We start from the raw sequence: 16,741 nt of genomic DNA on the forward strand, positions 1-16,741 counted from the left end.
GAGCCGTTGGTCCAGCGGGGCACCCTGACGCTCTTCGTCGGCGGATCTACCGAACTTCTCGACGCCGCTCCAATGCTCGGGCGGATCGACCACTTCGTCACCGTCGGCGTTCCGCCGTTCGTCGGCGTCAGTGGCGTCCATGGGCCTCAACGTGTCATCGTCGCCCCCCGTGCCGTTAGCGGCGGTGCCGCCGAAGTCGCAGTAATCACGCTCATCTCCTTCTCATGGGGAGCCGCCGGTGCTTTGCGCCATAGCCATCGGCCGCCCGGCTGAACACGGCGCGGGCGGGATACCCACGTACGAACCGTCCACAGACATGCCGCAAGAGCGTCAGGGCCGAAAGATCGCTGTCCTTGCCGCCGACGTGATCAGAGACCGGACGCTGACGTCGTACCCCAGTCTGCGCACCGATCTGCTGCAATGCCGGCGGCCGCCGTCGTTGACCAGCAAGTCTGCGTTGACGGGAACTTGACCACCAGCCGATCACCTCAGGATCTGCCCGCGTTCTGGCAGGCGATCACCGACCGCTTCGCGCACTCACACACCTGATTCCCGGGCCAGCCAACTCTCGACTCAACGGACCGAACACCAAATATCCCTGCCGACAACGGATTGGGTGCTGCCATCAATGAGAGCGCAGAGGGTATCGCAGCGTCGCGCCGATACCATCCGCCGGTTCGAGCCGCTCGTCCATGCGCACGAGCGACGCGTCAACGGCCACCGCCGCCAGCGGCAGCGCTTCGTCGGCGCGGGCCACTCCTGACGGAGCCCAACCCCACTCGGAAAGCACGTCGGCATTGGGCGCGACGGCTGTCTTGCTCTCGCCGACGGTTACGGTTGCATCGCCCATCTCGCCACCGATCAGAGTGTCCACAGCACCGTCTCGCAGGGCGGCGCACACGGCGGCGAGCCCCTCGACAGCGAGGCCGTCATCACGACCCACACCCATGCGGAATTGCTGCGCTACCCCATCAATCACCGCAACCCCGCGCGACTGGAGGTGGGTGTCGACCTGGTGCGCCAGCTGTTCGTCGTCCGTGCTGTTGCGGGCGCCTGCCGTCAACTCGATCACATTCGCGGTGACCCGGTCGCGGACGGCGGCGATCAGATCGCTGCGGTACCGAACCTCACCGGTCACGAACACGATGTCGGCCCCCTCGGCCTCGACAACATCGGCCAATCGGCGGGCGACCGCTCGGACGTTCTTGCGTGCGCCCTCCTCGGCACGCGGTTGCGGATCGCCGTAGTCCGGGGTTTCGGCTCCCACCGCCTTGTGCACCGGATATCCGCCTCCGTCGATGCTGTGCCGCGCCGCCTCGCGGCCAGCCCGATACATGGTGATGTCCGCACCGTGATGGTCCACGGCCACGACGGCGTAGGTGGGACTCTCCATGCCGTGGGTCACGATCGGGAGGATGTAAGGAAGCGCGGAAACCCGCACCACCGTTGTACTTTCGCCACGCAGGAGGCGGTCGTCGAGTACGACGCCGTCGCGCCCGGCGATGAGTGCGCGGCCGCTTCGTCCAACCGCGGGCTGAGCCGTCATCACGGCTTGCTCCAGATCGTCGACGACACGCTGCTCGATCCGGCCATCGACGCCGTCGCGAATCTCGCGCCAGCGCAACGAAAGCTGCGTCGCCGCGTAAGGGGTGTCATGCGAGTCGTCGAAGTAGATCGACGCGAAGGGACCCGTGGAGAACAACAGGGGTTTGAAGCGGTCTGATCGCATGATCGGCTCCTCGACGATTCGAAGTCTGGGCGGTGGTGTCCCCCGGTCCCCGGCGTTCAAACCGGCGGGCACGTTTGGTGTCTGACCGCCTGGGTATCGCAGCAGCACGTCCGCCGTTTATCGATGCACACGAGGAGCACCCATGGCGCAACAAGGCGCTCGCCCCAGGTCTGGCCCCCGGAATGACCCCACGCCCTCAGGTACTGTCCCCTACCCTGGACGCACCGCCGACATGAGCCCTCGTCCCCGCGATGAGATGGCCGACTACGAGGGACGAGGTCTGCTGACGGGCAAGCGCGCCCTGATCACCGGCGGCGACTCCGGCATCGGCCGGGCGGTTGCGGTGGCGTTCGCCAAGGAAGGCGCCGACGTCGCCATCGCCTACCTCGAGGAGTCGGACGACGCGCGTCACACGGTGTCGCTCATCGAGGCCGCGGGACAGCGCGGGCTGCACATTCCCGGCGATCTCGCCGACGCGGGCCACTGTCGGAAGGTGGTGGCCGACACGGCGGACGCGCTCGGCGGTGTGGATGTGTTGGTCAACAACGTGGCTTACCAGTCGCCGGTCGACGACCTCGCCGAACTCAGCGAAGCGCAGTGGCGGCGCACGTTCGCGGTCAACGTCGACAGCTACTTCTACGTCACCAAGGCCGCTCTGGACCACCTGACATACGGCGGCGCGATCATCAACACCGCCTCCATCAACGGGTTGCGCGGCAACAAGAGCCTGATCGACTACTCGGCGACCAAGGGCGCGGTCATCGCGTTGACGTACTCGCTGGCCCAAGCGCTGGCAGACCACGGCATCCGGGTGAATTGCGTTGCACCCGGGCCGGTCTGGACGCCTTTGATACCGGCGACCATGGATGAGGAGAAGACCGCGTCGTTCGGTGAACAGACCCCGATGGGCCGAGCCGCCCAACCAGACGAGATCGCGCCGTCCTACGTGTTCTTCGCCGCCGGCCGGCTCTCGTCCTACTACAGCGGAGAGGTCCTTGCCCCCATCGGAGGCGAGACGCTGCCCGGCTGAAAGGTCAACTCCGCCGGCGCACCCGCTCGCTTCCCTCGAACGTGATCCGGTCATGGGGCCCGTCGCCGTAGAAGCTGAACACTCCCCCGTCTGCCGCCGTGACCACCCGCACCGCGCCGACGGTCATCCAACGCCCGCCGGCCGGGTCGTAAATCACGTCGCCACGGACGATGCGGGCCGGGTCCACCGCCTCGGCCACATACTCGGCGCGTCCATTGGCCCCCTGCGTTACCGACATGGTGCTCGGATACCCCCACCTGGGTGGAATCAAGCGAACGCGTTTCGGCGCGCCTCCGGTGGGTAGACGCTGGCCCGCCACGTCATCGAAAGGAGCCGCGCATGCGAGCAGTCACCTGGCAAGGGAAACGCGACGTCCGGGTCGAGACGGTGCCCGACCCCAAGATCGAGAAGCCGACCGACGCCGTCATCGAGGTCACGTCCACCAACATCTGCGGGTCGGACCTGCACCTGTACGAAGTCCTCGGCGCGTTCATGACGCCTGGCGACATCCTCGGGCATGAACCCATGGGCATTGTGCGTGAGGTGGGCACCGCCGTCCCGAATCTAACGATCGGCGACCGGGTGATGATCCCGTTTCAAATCTCGTGTGGCAACTGCTTCATGTGCGACCGGCAGCTCTACACGCAATGTGAGACCACGCAGGTGCGTGATCACGGCATGGGCGCGGCACTGTTCGGCTACTCCGAGCTGTACGGCGCCGTACCGGGCGGGCAGGCGGAATACCTGCGCGTACCGCAGGCGCAGTTCACGCATATCAAAGTGCCCGACGGCCCACCGGACTCACGGTTCGTCTACCTATCCGATGTACTGCCCACCGCCTGGCAGGCGGTCGCCTACGCGGATGTACCCGACGGCGGTTCGGTGACGATCCTCGGCCTGGGACCGATCGGCGACATGGCCGCGCGGATCGCCGCTCACCGGGGCTATCGAGTGATCGCGGTCGATCGTGTGCTGGAACGGCTCGCCCGCGCCGAGAGCAGAGGCGTGGAGGTCGTCAACGCGGCTGAGTCGGCCGCTCCCATCGGTGAGGTGATCCGCGCGCTCACTGACGGTCGGGGTACCGATTCGGTGATCGATGCGGTCGGCATGGAAGCTCACGGTTCGCCCGTGGCCAAGGCCATTCAGCAGGCGAGTTCGTTTCTGCCGGACGCCATCGCCAAACCGATGATGCAGAAGGTCGGCGTCGATCGGCTGGCCGCCCTGTATTCGGCGATCGACATCGTCCGCCGGGGCGGGACCATTTCGGTCATCGGCGTCTACGGCGGGATGGCCGACCCACTGCCGATGCTCACCCTGTTCGACAAGCAGGTGCAACTGCGGATGGGACAGGCCAACGTCAAGAAATACGTCGACGACATCATGCCGCTGCTCGACGATAGCGATCCGCTGGGGGTGGACACCTTCGCCAGCCACGTGCTGCCGCTCGAAGAGGCGCCGCACGCCTACGACATCTTCCAGAAGAAGCAGGACGGTGCCGTGAAGGTGGTCCTCAAACCCTGAACCCGCCCATGTGAGGCTCATACCGTGACTGGAGATGAACTGGCCTGGCTCGACGCCGTCGCGCTGCGCGATCTGCTCGCTGACGGGCAGATCACCCCGGCGGAGGTTACGGACAGCGCCATTGCCCGAATGACCGCGGCGAACGCGACGCTGAACGCGGTCGTCGTCCCGCTGCCTGATGTCGGCCGTGCACTCGCCGCCGATCCCGCGTTACCGCCCGGGCCGTTTCATGGTGTGCCCTTCCTGCTCAAAGACGCCGGAGCCGCCATGGCCGGCCTGCCGATGTACATGGGAAACGGGCTACTGCGGACGCTGGACTGGCGACCTGCCGCCGACACGGTGCTCGGCGCGCGGTTCCGTGCCGCCGGTCTGGTCGTCATCGGAAAGACGGCGATGCCCGAGTTCGGCTGCCAACCGACGACCCAGCCAATCTCGTTCGGCGCCTGCCGAAATCCGTGGGATCCCGCGCGCTCCACCGCGGGATCCAGCGGCGGCGCCGCTGCCGCCGTCGCGGCCGGGGTGGTGCCGGTGGCGCATGCCAGCGACATCGGTGGCTCGATCCGGCTGCCGGCCGCCTGGTGCGGCGTCGTCGGACTGAAGCCGTCCCGCGGACGCACGTCGAGCCTGCCGATCACCGATCCAAATCTGGTCGAACACGTCATCACCCGGACCGTGCGCGACACCGCCGAGTTCCTCGACGCGATCGGCGGCCCCGATCCGCGCGACATCTATCAACTGCCCGCTCCCGCGTCGCCATACGCCGAGACGACGGCAGTTGAACCGGACGGGCTGCGCATCGGCTACATCGAATCCGTCGACCACATCGGCGTCACCGTCGACGAGAACTGTGTCGCCGCGGTCACGGAGGCGGCTGAGCTGCTCGACTCGCTCGGCCACCACGTCGAACCGGGCGGGCCGGACCGCCTTTTCGACGAGGACTTCGCCACGCATCACCTGCGCTCCGCCGCCTGGGAATTCCAGCACATGCTCGACGGTCTCGCTACCGCAATCGGACGGCCCCTGACGGCAGCCGATGTCGAGCCATATTCCTGGGCACTCGCCGGTGTCGGTGCGACGCTGACGGATGCCGCCTACTCCGCCAGTCAAACCTGGCAACGCGCCTACACTGCCGCGGTAACCGCGTGGTGGGCTCAGGATTTCGATCTGCTCCTCACTCCCGCCGCCGGCGAGCCACCCGCGCCGCTCGACGAACTCCTGCCGCCGCCCACCGAACCGTTGTCGATTCTCCCGCGGTTTGAGCGCATTTGGTGCTTCGCGGCACCATTCAGCGTGACCGGCCAGCCCGCCATCAGCGTGCCGATCGGTCAGACGGCGCAGGGACTGCCGGTCGGCGTGCAGCTGGTCGCCGCGCTCGGTCGCGAGGATCTGCTGCTACGCGTAGCGGCGCAACTCGAGCGGGCCGCACCGTGGTGCGACCGCCGGCCACCGCAGGTGTGAGCCCGGTTCGACGGGGTATGCGCCCAGGAGAACTGAACCTGGCACGTCGAGAAGAGAGGGCCCTACCGCTATGACCGCCCTACCACCAGATCCCGATCCCGCGCGAACCCCTGGACTCCAACCGGGAGGTGGCGTCGCGCCGGGAACGACTCCACCCGAATCCGCGCAGACCTCCGGCCTGTCCGAACCGGAGCCAACTCCCAGGCGACGGTTCACGCCTACGGCGATCATCAGCCTCACCGCCCTCGCAATTTTCGTTCTGCTCTTCGTGGCGACCGGCATCCTCCTACTCGCCAATATGTGAGTCGGATGCTGTTAGCAAATCCCGGAAAGATGTTTGCGCCGAAGGGAACTGGGTAAACGTCCTCCCTACAGTGGGTAGGAGCAATGACTTCCACGTCGCGCAGACTCGGCCAGGCCGGCGGCAAGATCCGGCTAACGCACCATCTCGTGGAACTGGATGGCGGTCAGACGGTCGGTGTTTCGGTGGGCGGCCACGGTGTGCCGCTGGTGTTCATGCACGGGTTGGCACTCAGCCGCAGGGCGTATCTCCGGTTCCTCAGCCGGATTGCGGCGCTCGGCTTTCTTGTCGTGGCCGTCGACGCCGCGGGTCATGGCGACACCCACGACCTTCCGCGGGGCGCCTGCACGTTCAACGACCGGGTCGACCTGACCATCCGCGCCCTCGATGCTCTCGGCATTCACCGTGCGGTGTTCGTCGGACACTCGATGGGCGGCCGGATGGCGATCCAACTCTCGGCCGCGGCACCCGATCGGGTGCTCGCCGTCGTGCTGTTCGACGCGGCGGCAGGCATATCGTTCGATACCGCGGTGTCGACGGTTTTGCGCTCACCGCGCGAAATGTTGCGCACGTTTGTGGGGGCCGCCAACGACATCCGCGGGGACCCATTCAGAATGAAGTTCGCAGACGCCAACCGCTATCTACGGTTGCTCGCCACGGTGGCGATGGGGAATGCCCGGCGACCGGCCGGCGTGACCGGCGCGGCACGCGCAATCATGGAGTCCGGCGACTACACGCCGCTACTGCACACCATGCGGGAGTTACGGATCCCGACCGTTGCACTGCATGGGGAACGCGATCTCATCGTGCCGTTCGCAAGCGCGCTCGAGGTCGCCCAGGATGCCGACGCGACCCTTTATCGGGTTCCAAATGCGATTCACTCGTGGATGATTGCCAATCCCCGACACGGCGCAGATTCTTTGCGACAGCTCCTCGGCGCCGAGATCGGCGATGCATTGCGCTGTACTGCAATCACATTGGGCTTGCATGACTGGCGAGATCCCAGCGGATGGGATGAGGCCTTGATCGAACGCGGCGCGCAGATACGGGAACTCAACCGGCGCGTAAGGGAGATCGGCCTCGATGTGGGGCAGCGAGTCGAGTTGCAGTTGATCCGTCGTGCGAAGTCTTCGTGTGATCCGTCGTGCGAAGTCTTCGTGGGCGGGGACGTGTCAATTGCGTTGGGAAACAGCCTGATGCCCGTTGTCGTCGCCGACCTCGCAGGGAATGGGTGCGCGCCGCCGGATCAGCCCCTCGCCCAACTCGTAGTCGTTGTCGGCATTGCACGTCAGCACGCCGACCACCGCGCCATCTGACTCGTACCAGATCGTGAAGCCGTCGCTGTACTCGACGAGGTGGCTTCGGTCGTAGCCGTCACCCCATGCGTGGTACTTGAGCGTCGTATCCCCAATCGAGGTCCAGAATCCGGGCACCTGATCCCATTGGCCTGGGTGCCCCGCGGCCGCCGCCCCGGCGAGCGCGCCCTGATCGGTGGCGTCCTGCCAGTGTTCCACGGCAACAACGCGTTCCGCGGTTCGATTCCACGCCGAGGCCCCGTCACCGGCGGCGTAGATGTCCGGCGCCGAGGTCGCCATATCGGCGTCCACGGCGATCCGCCCGTCGCGTAGGGTCAGTCCCGCGGCCGCGGCGAGGTCGGTGCGCGGGGTTACCCCGGTGGCGGCCAGCACCAGGTCGGCATCAAGAGTGTCACCATTGTCGAGTTGAACGGCACCCTCATTCACCTCGGTGACCTCGACGCCACCGCTGTAGTGCACACCGGCAGCCTCCAGCGACACCACGAGCCGACGCCCGGCCTCCTCACCCAACCTGGCGATCTGGGGCAGTGACTCGGGAGCGATGAGCGTCACCGAAACCCCCTGCAGTGCGAGGGACGCCGCGGCTTCACAGCCGATGAAGCCGGCTCCGATCACCACGGCCGATTCAGCCCGTTCGGCGGCCGCCCGCAATGCGGCCGCATCGGCCAGTGACCGCAGTTGCAGCGCACGGTGAGCTCCGGGCACCGGCAGTGGGTCGGGGCCGGCGCCGCAGGCCAGTACCAGCGCACGGTAGGGATAGTGCTGTCCACCACCGATGATGACCCGGTGACCCGCGACGTGGATGCGCTCGACCGCCCGGCCCGTCAGCACGTCGATCTCCCGGTCGGCGAACCAGTCCGGCGGGTGCAGGGCAACGTCGTCGGTCTGTCCCCGCAGGTACTCCTTGCTGAGCGGCGGGCGGGCATAGGGCGGCTGCGGGTCGGCGGTCAGGATGGTGACCGTCGCGCCGCCGTCGTGCTTGCGGAACGCCTCAGCGGCGGCCACGCCCGCCGGACCACTGCCGACCACGACCAGACCCGGTTCGTCCATGGCGTTGGCATACCCATTGGCGAGCGGCTCACTCCGAAACCGGAATCAGCTCGGCGGTTTGGCGGCGCCGCGAAGGGTATACCGGCGGGGCGCCAACGCGAAGCTCAACTCAGGAGATGAAGCGGTGACCGCGCGTGGCGCCACCCCATTGCTGACCGCGCCGGTCGGTGGCGTGCTCAAATCGGGGCGACGCAGCGAGATCGTCGAACGCACATTGCTGACCGCACGTTCCATCGAGTTCGACGCGGTGGTGGTGGCTGCGGGTACCGCCGCAGGCGGCGATATCAAACTCGTCACGTTGCTGCAGGAAGCGTGCGGAATTGGTGATGGCCTCGGCGCTGCCGCCAAACCAGGTCGGATGACCCGTTGCATTGCCGTCGCGCCGAAACGACATCCCCAAGCCAGCGTTGGTTTGGCTTGCGCACCGTCGAGAAGGCCCGAACCAGCCCCGCCGAGCTCCGCCCAGACAAGGAGATGAAGGGCAAAAACGACCTCTCAGGAAAGGACCGCTCCCTCGGCATCGCACATCAATGTGCGTCGGGGGCGTCCTCCAGCGCGCCCGCGACATGCCGGTTACCATCCGGATGCGTGTGGGACAACACCTGTGTGGTCGACGGGGCAGCTGTCCGGGGGGTAGCCATGAATCTGCTGCACCGGCGGGTCACCTGTTATTACTTTTGCATCTGCGAGGACGATTTCGGGCCGGGGTTCGTGAAGGTGTATGACCCTGGTGTTCGGCGCGCGGCACCGCGCCCGCGGGTTCTTCGGGGCCCTGGTCACCGACAACCTCGACATCGGCCGCCCGGAACTGATCGAGCTGATCTTCAAACATGGCGCCACTTACAGTGGCGGCGCACAGCTCAGCTCCAGCTACAGACCATGCGGCGCCCGGCCGCGGACCTGGCCCGGCTTGAGGTTCGGTGACAATATGCCGGGAGCCGATGACACGTCTGACCGCACCGCCGCCATCAGCGGATCAGCCGATGCCGGGGCCGGCGTGCCCGCGCGGACGGCCTCGAGTTGGGCGGCGAACGCGACACCGAGGAACAGCGCCACCGAGGAGAGGTTCGCCCAGAGCAGCAGGGCGAAGATCCCGGTCAACGGGCCGTAGGTGGTGCCGAACGACGCACTCCGAGCGACGTAGAGCGCGAGCAAGCCGGTCAACAGCAGCCAAAGCGCAAGCGACACACCCGCCCCGAATGCCAACCAGGAGTAGCCAGGCTGGCGCCGGCGCGGCGCGCGTTGCAGAACGACTGTGAAGGACCCCCAAGCGAGGATGAGCCCCACTGGCCAGCGGCCGATGGTCCACAACGTCTCGAACGTGTCGCCCCAGCCATACGTCGCGGACAGCGAGCGGCCGAGCGCGTCGCCGGCGATGATGACGAGAAACCCCAGCAGCAACAGCAGGCCGGCGGTCAACGCCATCAGCAGCGCCACACCATACTTCAGCATCGTCGGTCGGTCGCGTTCGATACCGTAGATGCGGTTGGCGCCTCGCTCGATCTGACCCATCGCCGTGGTCAACGCGACGATCGCGGCGAGCAAGCCGAGCCACAACGCGAGCAGGCCGCCGGTCGCTCCCTGGTCTTGACTGCGCTGCGCGGCCTGCTGCATCATGTCGCCGTTGCCGCTGCCCGGCAACACCGCGGCCAGGGTCTGCGTGATGACCTGCGCGATCTTCTGCTGATGCAACGCGCTCGACAGGCCGACGATCGCGATGATGAGCGGGATGAACGACAGGCAGAACTGCAGCGCGAGGGCGCGCGCGTTGGTGAAGCCGTCGGCGTACCGGAAACGAACGAACGAGTTCTTGACCAGGTTCCAGCGCCCGTAACGCCGCAAGGTCGTGACAGCGTCGTCGGCGGAAAGGTCGTCGCCGGCGATGGTGATGGTCTCCGGCACGCGCGTCGCGGTGCTCATTTTGGGGCTCCTCACTCAGTGGGCGGCCGTCGCCCCCGCTGCGGCCAGCGTCTTGTCCCCTTCGCCGGGTTGACGATGATTGCGGCGCGCATTACCCACTCACCACCCGCCTGTCGGCGCCGGCGGCAGCGCTGGGCCGTCCGCCGGCGTCATGGGTGCGTATGTAGAAGGTGACGACAGTCAGCCAGATCGCGCCGAGGAGCACGCCGGCGATCACGTCGGTCGGGTAGTGCATTCCGCGGTATAGCCGACTGCCGCCGACCATCAACGGCACCGCGGCGCACACCACAACCGCGACGACTTTGATCCACCGCTGCCGGCTGCGCCAGAGGATGACCGCGGCAAGCGAGCCGTAAAAGCACACGGCGGCAGCAGTGTGGCCCGAGGGGAACGACGAAGTCGGCGGCGCCGCGTCGAGGTGCGGCACGCTCGGCCGCGGACGATCGATGAACAACGTCGTCGCTACGAATATGGACGTCTCGCCGACCACCGCGTAGATGACGAGGAGAGACTCGCGCCAGCGGCCGAACTTCCAGCGGAACACCGCCGCGGCCAGCGCCGTGAGGGCGATGATCGTCGGCGTCGCCGACAGCATCGTGACGATCTTGCTCTCCGAGACGCCATGTTGTCGGCGGTACTCCACGAGCCGACTCGGTACCTCGGCGTCCCACCTCCCGATCGCGGTGGAAGGGAGCACCTCGGTGACGAGAAACCCCAACGCAACGGTCAACGCGACGAGGCAAACGGCCGGAACGACGAGCCACCGGACATCCCGGACGATGCCACCGAAACGTTGTGAGCGCACGTTGACGAATACCCACCGGCGAGCGCGGTTACTCGTAAGGGCGATCGGACCGCTGAACCTCCATGTCACCCGGCCGCCGACGGCTCGGCGGTGCCGACTTCGGCCGGCCGCTCGACCGGCCGCCCGATCTCACGCCGCCATGCGACGTACGCCCAGGTCGTCACTGCCACCCAGCCAATGCCCAGCGTGATGCCGGCCAGGACATCGCTGACGAAATGGACCCCGAGCACAACCCGCGCGAGCGCGACGATGCCGACGATCAACACGGCCGCGGCGACGGCGGCGGCACGGCCCCCGCGCGACAGGAAGCGCAGAGTGATCAGCAGAAGCAGACAACAGCCGATCGACGCCCCAAGTGCATGGCCGGACGGAAAGGACAACCCGGGCGCCGTCGAGACCGGATCAGGTAGAACCGGACGGGCTCGGCCGACGATCGCCTTCAGCGCGAAACCGAGCCCCGCACCGCCGAAGACTGTGACGACGAGCCACGTCGCGTGGTGCCATTCGCCGTGGATCAGGTACAGCAGCGCGATCACCGTGAGCACAGATCGGAAAAAGTTCGGGTCGAAGACATCGCTGACCACCTCGGCCGCCCTCACCAGCTCCCGATGAGCGGCGTCGATCCGGTTGAATGTTTCCGCGGTGCCGGTGTCGAGACTGCGCAGCGGCGCCCAGCCCGCGCGGACGAGCAACAGCAGCAGTGCGAACGTCACCGCCGCGACGAACGTGCCAATCAAACCCGCGCCGAGCCGCAGCCCGAAGCGCTTGTCGGCGGCGGACAGATGGCGATGGACAGCCTGCCCGATCCCCTTCAACACGTCGTTTCTTATTCCCTGGATGGCGGCTCAATACACGCGGGACCCATGCACTCGACCACGAGTTCGCGTTGCACGAATGCGACGGTTTCTTGCCGACGTCAGCTTGAGCCTTCCGCTCTGCCAGCGCCGCAAAACCGGATTCCGACGCGATCCCGCATCGGTCCGCGGTGAATCTGGACTCAGTCGAAAGTGTTTCGGTCCGGGTGTTGGTGAATCGGCGTGGCCGGCTCGCCGGCACGCGGATGCGCGCCATCTGCGCGGCGCTCGAAGTTAATGGTCGACTACTCCGCGTGGCGCATGAGCGATTTCGAGGCCCTGACGGCCGTCGGAGTTCGATCAAAACCCTTTAGGTGTACGACAATTGGAGCTAAGGGGATTCGAACCCTTGACCCCCGCCCGGCTGCAGACCTACCCGCCTCCGCGCTCATCCCCAACCTGGTCCGAGCACCGCATTACCAATGATTTAGGCGCTCAACGCTATTCAACTTCTGGTAGTCCGGATAAGGTGGTCAGCGGTCACTGTACGTTTGAGCCACCTGATCCGAGCCTCCTCGGGGTACCGGGCGATCGTCATGCGGCCCAGGCAGGTTGCGCGCTGATGAGACTGGTCAGACCAGCGCGGTAGGCCTCCAGGCTGTGGCGGTGAGTCTGGTCAATGGAACCACCCGAATCCACGGCGATCTGCACGCCCACATGCTCGTAGGGCAGGCCGGGAAACGCCAACGGCAGGTGCGGCACGATATCGAAGAGGTTAACCACCCGGAAGCAGGCGTCGATCAGCAGGTTGAACGGCAACACGAAGTCGTGCAGTCCGGCACGTGGGCCACCGAAGGTCGTCAGTTTCGGTTCCGGAACACCCGATGTGTTCTTGGCGATATCCGGCGCGGCGAGCACCGCGAGGGCGGCGCCCAGGCTATGTCCTGCGACAATCAATTGGTCGCAGCCCGCGCAGGCGGCCGGGAGATTCGCCGCCAGATTGGCCCGCATCGTCTCGTAGAGTCCCATCCACCCCATGTGGACGTCGCCGAAATCGGGGACCGGGCGATAGCCTGTCGTGTCGATGTCGAGGTTCTGTAACCACTCTGTCCGGGTTTGGGTACCGCGGATTGCGACGAATGCTGTCTTGGTCGCAGTGTTCTTGCCGACCAAGCCGAACACCGGGGTCACGCGGGCGACCGATTGAACGAACGAGCGGGCGCTGTCCGATAGTTCTGTAATCTCGTCGAGCAGCGTCGGGTCTGCTTCGAGCAGGGCGGTCTTCTGATAGCCAGCCGGCAGGATCGGGTCCACATCGGGGTGGTGGAAGACCTGATAGGCGGCCTGCAACAGGGGCAGGACTGTGTCACGGGCGAATTGAGGGTCAAAACTCATACCGCACGGTCTACTCTTTTCCGCGCCGCGCCACAGCTTTACTGTCAACGCCCCACAATGCTTAAGGTTTCATACGGTGATGGCACTACGCACGCGGCACTGGTCGCCGCCATCGACGTCTTGAATCGGGGTGGGGTATGGGCGATCTATCCCGAGGGAGCACGATCGCCGGACGGGCGCCTTTACCGGGCACGAACGGGCGTGATGCGGGTTGCGTTCGGCTACGACTGAGCGCCCGCACGGCCAGCGGCAGCGGAGGACCCGATGCAGCTGAGCGGACGAAGACCCTCAGTCATGTCGTCGCGGTCGCACGGGATGAGGTGATGGAATGGGCCGAAGTGGACGACCTACCCGCGCCGCGTCCCGGTCAGGTCGCCATCGATGTGGTGGCCGCGGGCGTGAACCGGGCCGACGTGATGCAACGATGGGCTTCTACCCGCCGCCACCGGGCGTCAGCGAGGTACCCGGTCTCGAGGTGTCCGGTGTGATTGTCGGAGTCGGTGGCGGAGTGCAGGATTGGGAGCCCGGCGATGAGGTGTGTGCGCTGCTGGCCGGCGGTGGTTACGCCGAGCGGGTGAACGTGGCCGCTCGCCAGTGCCGACAGGCGTCAGCGTCACCGCTGCGGCGGCACTGCCAGAGACCGTCGCGACTGTGTGGTCGAACGTGGTGATGACCGGCGGCCTGGGCGAGGGTCAGACGTTGCTGATTCACGGCGGCGGGAGCGGAATCGGCACGCACGCAATACAAGTGGGCCGGGCGCTGGGTGCGAACGTGGCTGCGACCGCCGGTGGCCAGTACAAACTCGACCGCTGCCGGGAACTCGGCGCGCAGACCCTGATCAATTACCGGGAGCAGGATTTCCCCGCAGTGATCAACACCGAGTTCGGCGGCGCCAACCTCATTCTCGACATCATGGGCGGCAGCTATCTGGCCAAGAACATCGAAGCGCTGGCCGAGAACGGGCACGTGACGATCATCGGATTGCAGGGCGGACCGACGGCGGAACTCAACCTCGGCGCCCTGCTGTTCAAACGCGGATCCGTACACGCGAACCACCTGCGCCGCCCACCCGAGCATGGTCCCGGTTCCAAGGCCGAAATCATCACCGAACTGCGGAAGCAGCTGTGGCCGCTGATCGCCGAGGGTGCGGTGGAACCCGTCGTCGCGGCGGAGGTCCCGATCACCGACGCCGCCGAGGCTCACAGGCTGCTGGACTCCGACCGGACGGTCGTCAAGGTGCTGCTCGCCGTGCGCGAGCACTGACATGTCGACCCTGGTGTCATGCACCGACGTGTATTCGCGTAGTACGCCGAGATAGCGTTCGGTGAGGTGATATGGACCGAGAACTCTGAGGTCGCACACATGCCCGGAGTAATCAGTAGGTGGCCCCCGCAGGGGACCTCAGCTGGTCACCTCACCCTGTCGTCGTGGACCACCGACGAGCGCGTCGCGCGCTGACGCATTCGTGAACTCTGAGGTGCACTGGCGCGCACTTCCGCCGCCCGAGCGGCTCGTGCTTCTTGTCTTGTCCCGCGGCGGATTTGACCCGTCGGGGTGCTGGTGACCGCCGCCGGGGTGGTGGGCTTCCCGACTGCCGGAGTGAGGGGTTTGCTACCGCCAGTCAACGCCGTGCGGACCCGGGTGGCGACCGATGAGATGGCCGTGCGGACCGGGGTAGTAACCGATGAGACCGCCATGCTGACCACCGACTGCACAGTTTTGGGGGCGTTGGCGGCGTTAGCGCCCGCATTGGTGGAAACGGCTGACTTAGCGTTGGTGGTGGCGGCCTCGGTGTCGGTGCTGACGATACTGGCGGCGGCAACGGGCTTGGTGCTGGCGGCGCCGACCGGGGTGGTGGAGGCAGCCGTGACGGGCGCAGCCAGCGGGTTAGGCACCAGCCCGGCGAGCTGGGCCACCTGGGCCACCGGGGTGGCAACCGCCTCCGCGATGGGAAAGACCCCACCGGCCACGAGCACGAACGGAGCCACCCCGAGATCTGCGGCGATAGGCAAGCCGACCGCGTTGAGTACGTTCCCGCTGGCAAGCTGGCTGGTGAACAGCCTGGCGTCGTACTGGGGAAGGTTGACCGCAAGGGCCGTGCCGGTGTCGGCGAGCACCTTGGGCAACGAGAGCAGCGAGCTGCCGAGATTGACCGGGGTGACCGGGGTGCCGGTGTTGTCGAGGATGGCGAAAGCATCCACCAGTTGCAGCAGCGACGGAGTGGCGCTGGGGGTCCACCCGACGGTGTTCGCTCCCTCCAGGAACAACGACAGCGGCGAAAGATCAATCAGCTGAGGCGTTTTCAGGTCGTTGACGGCATTGGTGATGCCCTGCGGGATTCCGTTGGCCAGCGCGGTGACCACGTCGGCGGGGTTGGTGTTGGTCGGCCACAGCCCAATGGGGGTCGCCACGTTGGCCGGGCCGGCACTCCAGCCGTTGTCGAGGTTGCCGTAGCCCAGGTTCACCAGCACCCTCAAATCCGGCTGTACCAGGTCGGCTAGCGGGTCACCGACCAGCGGCAGCAGCCGTACGGGGGCCAGCAGCGGCAGGTTGGGCGTCGGGATCATGTAGTACGTAGTGTTGCCGCCCGTGGTCTGCAGCTGGACCGCCGAGCTGATCTGGTCCGGGGTGAGGTTCAAATACCCGCCGTGCTGGGTGACAAAGCCCAGGGTGGCGTTAAGGTCGGACAAGAAGTTGAGCGGGTACTGTGGGGCATCGCCAGCCAGGTCGTATTCCTGGTTGTAGACGGTGGTGGGATACGGAGTGCCCCCCGTCGGCGCGGTGTTGAACGTGAGGCCTAGGGCAGGCAGCGACAGCGGAGGCGTCCCGGGAATCTGGTAGCGGGTGGTGAAACCGCCGTTGGGGGTGCTGGGATCGCCGAGCAGTATGAAGCTCACCTGGTCCGGGCTGGGTGGATTCGGCGATGCCGCGAGATCCGCGGCTTCCTGCGAGGTGACGGACGCGCCTTGGGAGTAGCCGACCACCACCACCTTGTTCCCGACGGGATTGTTCCCGGCGGCGAGCTGTGAGCGGATCGCGGCGTCGAGAGCGGTCACACCCTCGGCGACCGAGGTGTCGACGGTCACGCTGTTCGGTCCGGTGAGCGGGTAATACTGCTCGGGAGTGGTCACCGACACCGGGGTGTATGAGCCGTAGCCGAGCGGGTCGAGATAGAGGTTCTGGATGGCGTCCACATAGCTTTGCGGTGGGGTCGGGATTCCCGTGCCACCCACGATCAGCGCCGTGTCCGCGGCGAACGCCGGAGGACCCGTCATCAATGTCGTCAGTCCCAGCAGGCTCGCACCGGCGACAGCCGAGACACCAAGACCCAGCCCACGACACCCATGACTTACCATCGGGACCTCCCACAGCAAAGCATTGATGCGGTGGAATCATCGTAAGAGTGGCGTCGCAAAGAAACC

General features: G+C 66.4%; 13 protein-coding genes and 4 pseudogenes. 8 read left to right on the forward strand and 9 right to left on the reverse strand.

What is annotated here, in order from left to right; genetic code table 11:
• Positions 1-346 precede the first annotated feature (346 nt).
• Positions 347-549 (forward strand): annotated as a pseudogene (locus ADBZ6K_RS07680) (DJ-1/PfpI family protein); the annotation flags it as partial.
• A 76-nt stretch (positions 550-625) separates the two neighbouring features.
• Here ADBZ6K_RS07680 and ADBZ6K_RS07685 read toward each other — a convergent pair.
• A complete protein-coding gene (locus tag ADBZ6K_RS07685) occupies positions 626-1,729 on the reverse strand; it encodes an Rv2629 family ribosome hibernation factor (RefSeq protein ID WP_526345295.1) in 1,104 nt (367 codons plus the stop codon).
• A gap of 232 nt (positions 1,730-1,961) precedes the next feature.
• Between ADBZ6K_RS07685 and ADBZ6K_RS07690 the strand changes: the two genes are divergently transcribed.
• Positions 1,962-2,759: an SDR family oxidoreductase gene (locus ADBZ6K_RS07690; RefSeq protein ID WP_526345296.1), complete on the forward strand. Its 798-nt coding sequence runs from the start codon at positions 1,962-1,964 to the stop codon at positions 2,757-2,759.
• A 4-nt stretch (positions 2,760-2,763) separates the two neighbouring features.
• Here ADBZ6K_RS07690 and ADBZ6K_RS07695 read toward each other — a convergent pair whose 3' ends face one another.
• Positions 2,764-2,997: a hypothetical protein gene (locus ADBZ6K_RS07695; RefSeq protein WP_526345297.1), complete on the reverse strand. Its 234-nt coding sequence runs from the start codon at positions 2,995-2,997 to the stop codon at positions 2,764-2,766.
• A 101-nt stretch (positions 2,998-3,098) separates the two neighbouring features.
• Between ADBZ6K_RS07695 and ADBZ6K_RS07700 the strand changes: the two genes are divergently transcribed.
• The 4 genes and pseudogenes from ADBZ6K_RS07700 to ADBZ6K_RS07715 form a co-directional block, all read left to right on the forward strand.
• Entirely contained in the window at positions 3,099-4,280 is a 1,182-nt protein-coding gene (locus ADBZ6K_RS07700) for a zinc-dependent alcohol dehydrogenase (protein ID WP_526345298.1), read from the forward strand.
• Between the two features lie 24 nt (positions 4,281-4,304).
• On the forward strand, positions 4,305-5,738 hold the full coding sequence (locus ADBZ6K_RS07705; protein WP_526345299.1) for an amidase: 1,434 nt from the start codon (positions 4,305-4,307) through the stop codon (positions 5,736-5,738).
• 70 nt (positions 5,739-5,808) lie between these two features.
• A complete protein-coding gene (locus tag ADBZ6K_RS07710) occupies positions 5,809-6,042 on the forward strand; it encodes a DUF6480 family protein (protein WP_526345300.1) in 234 nt (77 codons plus the stop codon).
• A gap of 212 nt (positions 6,043-6,254) precedes the next feature.
• Positions 6,255-6,881 (forward strand): annotated as a pseudogene (locus tag ADBZ6K_RS07715) (alpha/beta fold hydrolase); the annotation flags it as partial.
• Between the two features lie 330 nt (positions 6,882-7,211).
• Here ADBZ6K_RS07715 and ADBZ6K_RS07720 read toward each other — a convergent pair.
• The 5 genes from ADBZ6K_RS07720 to ADBZ6K_RS07740 form a co-directional block, all read right to left on the reverse strand.
• Positions 7,212-8,405: an NAD(P)/FAD-dependent oxidoreductase gene (locus tag ADBZ6K_RS07720; protein WP_526345301.1), complete on the reverse strand. Its 1,194-nt coding sequence runs from the start codon at positions 8,403-8,405 to the stop codon at positions 7,212-7,214.
• Positions 8,406-8,514: 109 nt separating this feature from the next.
• Positions 8,515-8,799 carry a hypothetical protein gene (locus tag ADBZ6K_RS07725; protein WP_526345302.1) on the reverse strand — a complete coding sequence of 95 codons (285 nt, stop codon included), beginning with the start codon at positions 8,797-8,799 and terminating at the stop codon, positions 8,515-8,517.
• 476 nt (positions 8,800-9,275) lie between these two features.
• The gene (locus ADBZ6K_RS07730; protein ID WP_526345303.1) at positions 9,276-10,325 is read right to left on the reverse strand and encodes a YhjD/YihY/BrkB family envelope integrity protein; all 1,050 of its coding nucleotides are present in this window, start codon (positions 10,323-10,325) and stop codon (positions 9,276-9,278) included.
• A 91-nt stretch (positions 10,326-10,416) separates the two neighbouring features.
• A complete protein-coding gene (locus ADBZ6K_RS07735) occupies positions 10,417-11,055 on the reverse strand; it encodes a phosphatase PAP2 family protein (RefSeq protein WP_526345304.1) in 639 nt (212 codons plus the stop codon).
• A gap of 140 nt (positions 11,056-11,195) precedes the next feature.
• On the reverse strand, positions 11,196-11,948 hold the full coding sequence (locus ADBZ6K_RS07740) for a phosphatase PAP2 family protein (RefSeq protein ID WP_526345305.1): 753 nt from the start codon (positions 11,946-11,948) through the stop codon (positions 11,196-11,198).
• Between the two features lie 131 nt (positions 11,949-12,079).
• Here ADBZ6K_RS07740 and ADBZ6K_RS07745 point away from each other — a divergent pair.
• Positions 12,080-12,298: pseudogene (locus ADBZ6K_RS07745) on the forward strand (hypothetical protein); the annotation flags it as partial.
• Between the two features lie 220 nt (positions 12,299-12,518).
• Here the strand turns inward: ADBZ6K_RS07745 and ADBZ6K_RS07750 are convergent.
• A complete protein-coding gene (locus ADBZ6K_RS07750) occupies positions 12,519-13,319 on the reverse strand; it encodes a lipase family protein (RefSeq protein ID WP_526345306.1) in 801 nt (266 codons plus the stop codon).
• A gap of 323 nt (positions 13,320-13,642) precedes the next feature.
• Here ADBZ6K_RS07750 and ADBZ6K_RS07755 point away from each other — a divergent pair.
• Positions 13,643-14,582: pseudogene (locus tag ADBZ6K_RS07755) on the forward strand (NAD(P)H-quinone oxidoreductase).
• 146 nt (positions 14,583-14,728) lie between these two features.
• Here ADBZ6K_RS07755 and ADBZ6K_RS07760 read toward each other — a convergent pair.
• Positions 14,729-16,594 (reverse strand): PE-PPE domain-containing protein, encoded by a 1,866-nt coding sequence (locus ADBZ6K_RS07760; protein ID WP_526345307.1) that lies wholly within the window; start codon positions 16,592-16,594, stop codon positions 14,729-14,731.
• Positions 16,595-16,741 lie beyond the last annotated feature (147 nt).

Source organism: Mycobacterium sp., from assembly GCF_044223235.1.
Classification (GTDB): Bacteria; Actinomycetota; Actinomycetes; order Mycobacteriales; family Mycobacteriaceae; genus Mycobacterium.

What these genes read in the sequence shown, in the direction of transcription:
- ADBZ6K_RS07685 (WP_526345295.1), bottom strand. Translation starts at nt 1,729, where the DNA reads ATGCGATCAGACCGCTTCAAACCCCTGTTGTTCTCCACGGGTCCCTTC.
- ADBZ6K_RS07690 (WP_526345296.1), top strand. Translation starts at nt 1,962, where the DNA reads ATGAGCCCTCGTCCCCGCGATGAGATGGCCGACTACGAGGGACGAGGT.
- ADBZ6K_RS07695 (WP_526345297.1), bottom strand. Translation starts at nt 2,997, where the DNA reads ATGTCGGTAACGCAGGGGGCCAATGGACGCGCCGAGTATGTGGCCGAG.
- ADBZ6K_RS07700 (WP_526345298.1), top strand. Translation starts at nt 3,099, where the DNA reads ATGCGAGCAGTCACCTGGCAAGGGAAACGCGACGTCCGGGTCGAGACG.
- ADBZ6K_RS07710 (WP_526345300.1), top strand. Translation starts at nt 5,809, where the DNA reads ATGACCGCCCTACCACCAGATCCCGATCCCGCGCGAACCCCTGGACTC.
- ADBZ6K_RS07720 (WP_526345301.1), bottom strand. Translation starts at nt 8,405, where the DNA reads ATGGACGAACCGGGTCTGGTCGTGGTCGGCAGTGGTCCGGCGGGCGTG.
- ADBZ6K_RS07725 (WP_526345302.1), bottom strand. Translation starts at nt 8,799, where the DNA reads ATGTCGTTTCGGCGCGACGGCAATGCAACGGGTCATCCGACCTGGTTT.
- ADBZ6K_RS07730 (WP_526345303.1), bottom strand. Translation starts at nt 10,325, where the DNA reads ATGAGCACCGCGACGCGCGTGCCGGAGACCATCACCATCGCCGGCGAC.
- ADBZ6K_RS07750 (WP_526345306.1), bottom strand. Translation starts at nt 13,319, where the DNA reads ATGAGTTTTGACCCTCAATTCGCCCGTGACACAGTCCTGCCCCTGTTG.
- ADBZ6K_RS07760 (WP_526345307.1), bottom strand. Translation starts at nt 16,594, where the DNA reads ATGACGGGTCCTCCGGCGTTCGCCGCGGACACGGCGCTGATCGTGGGT.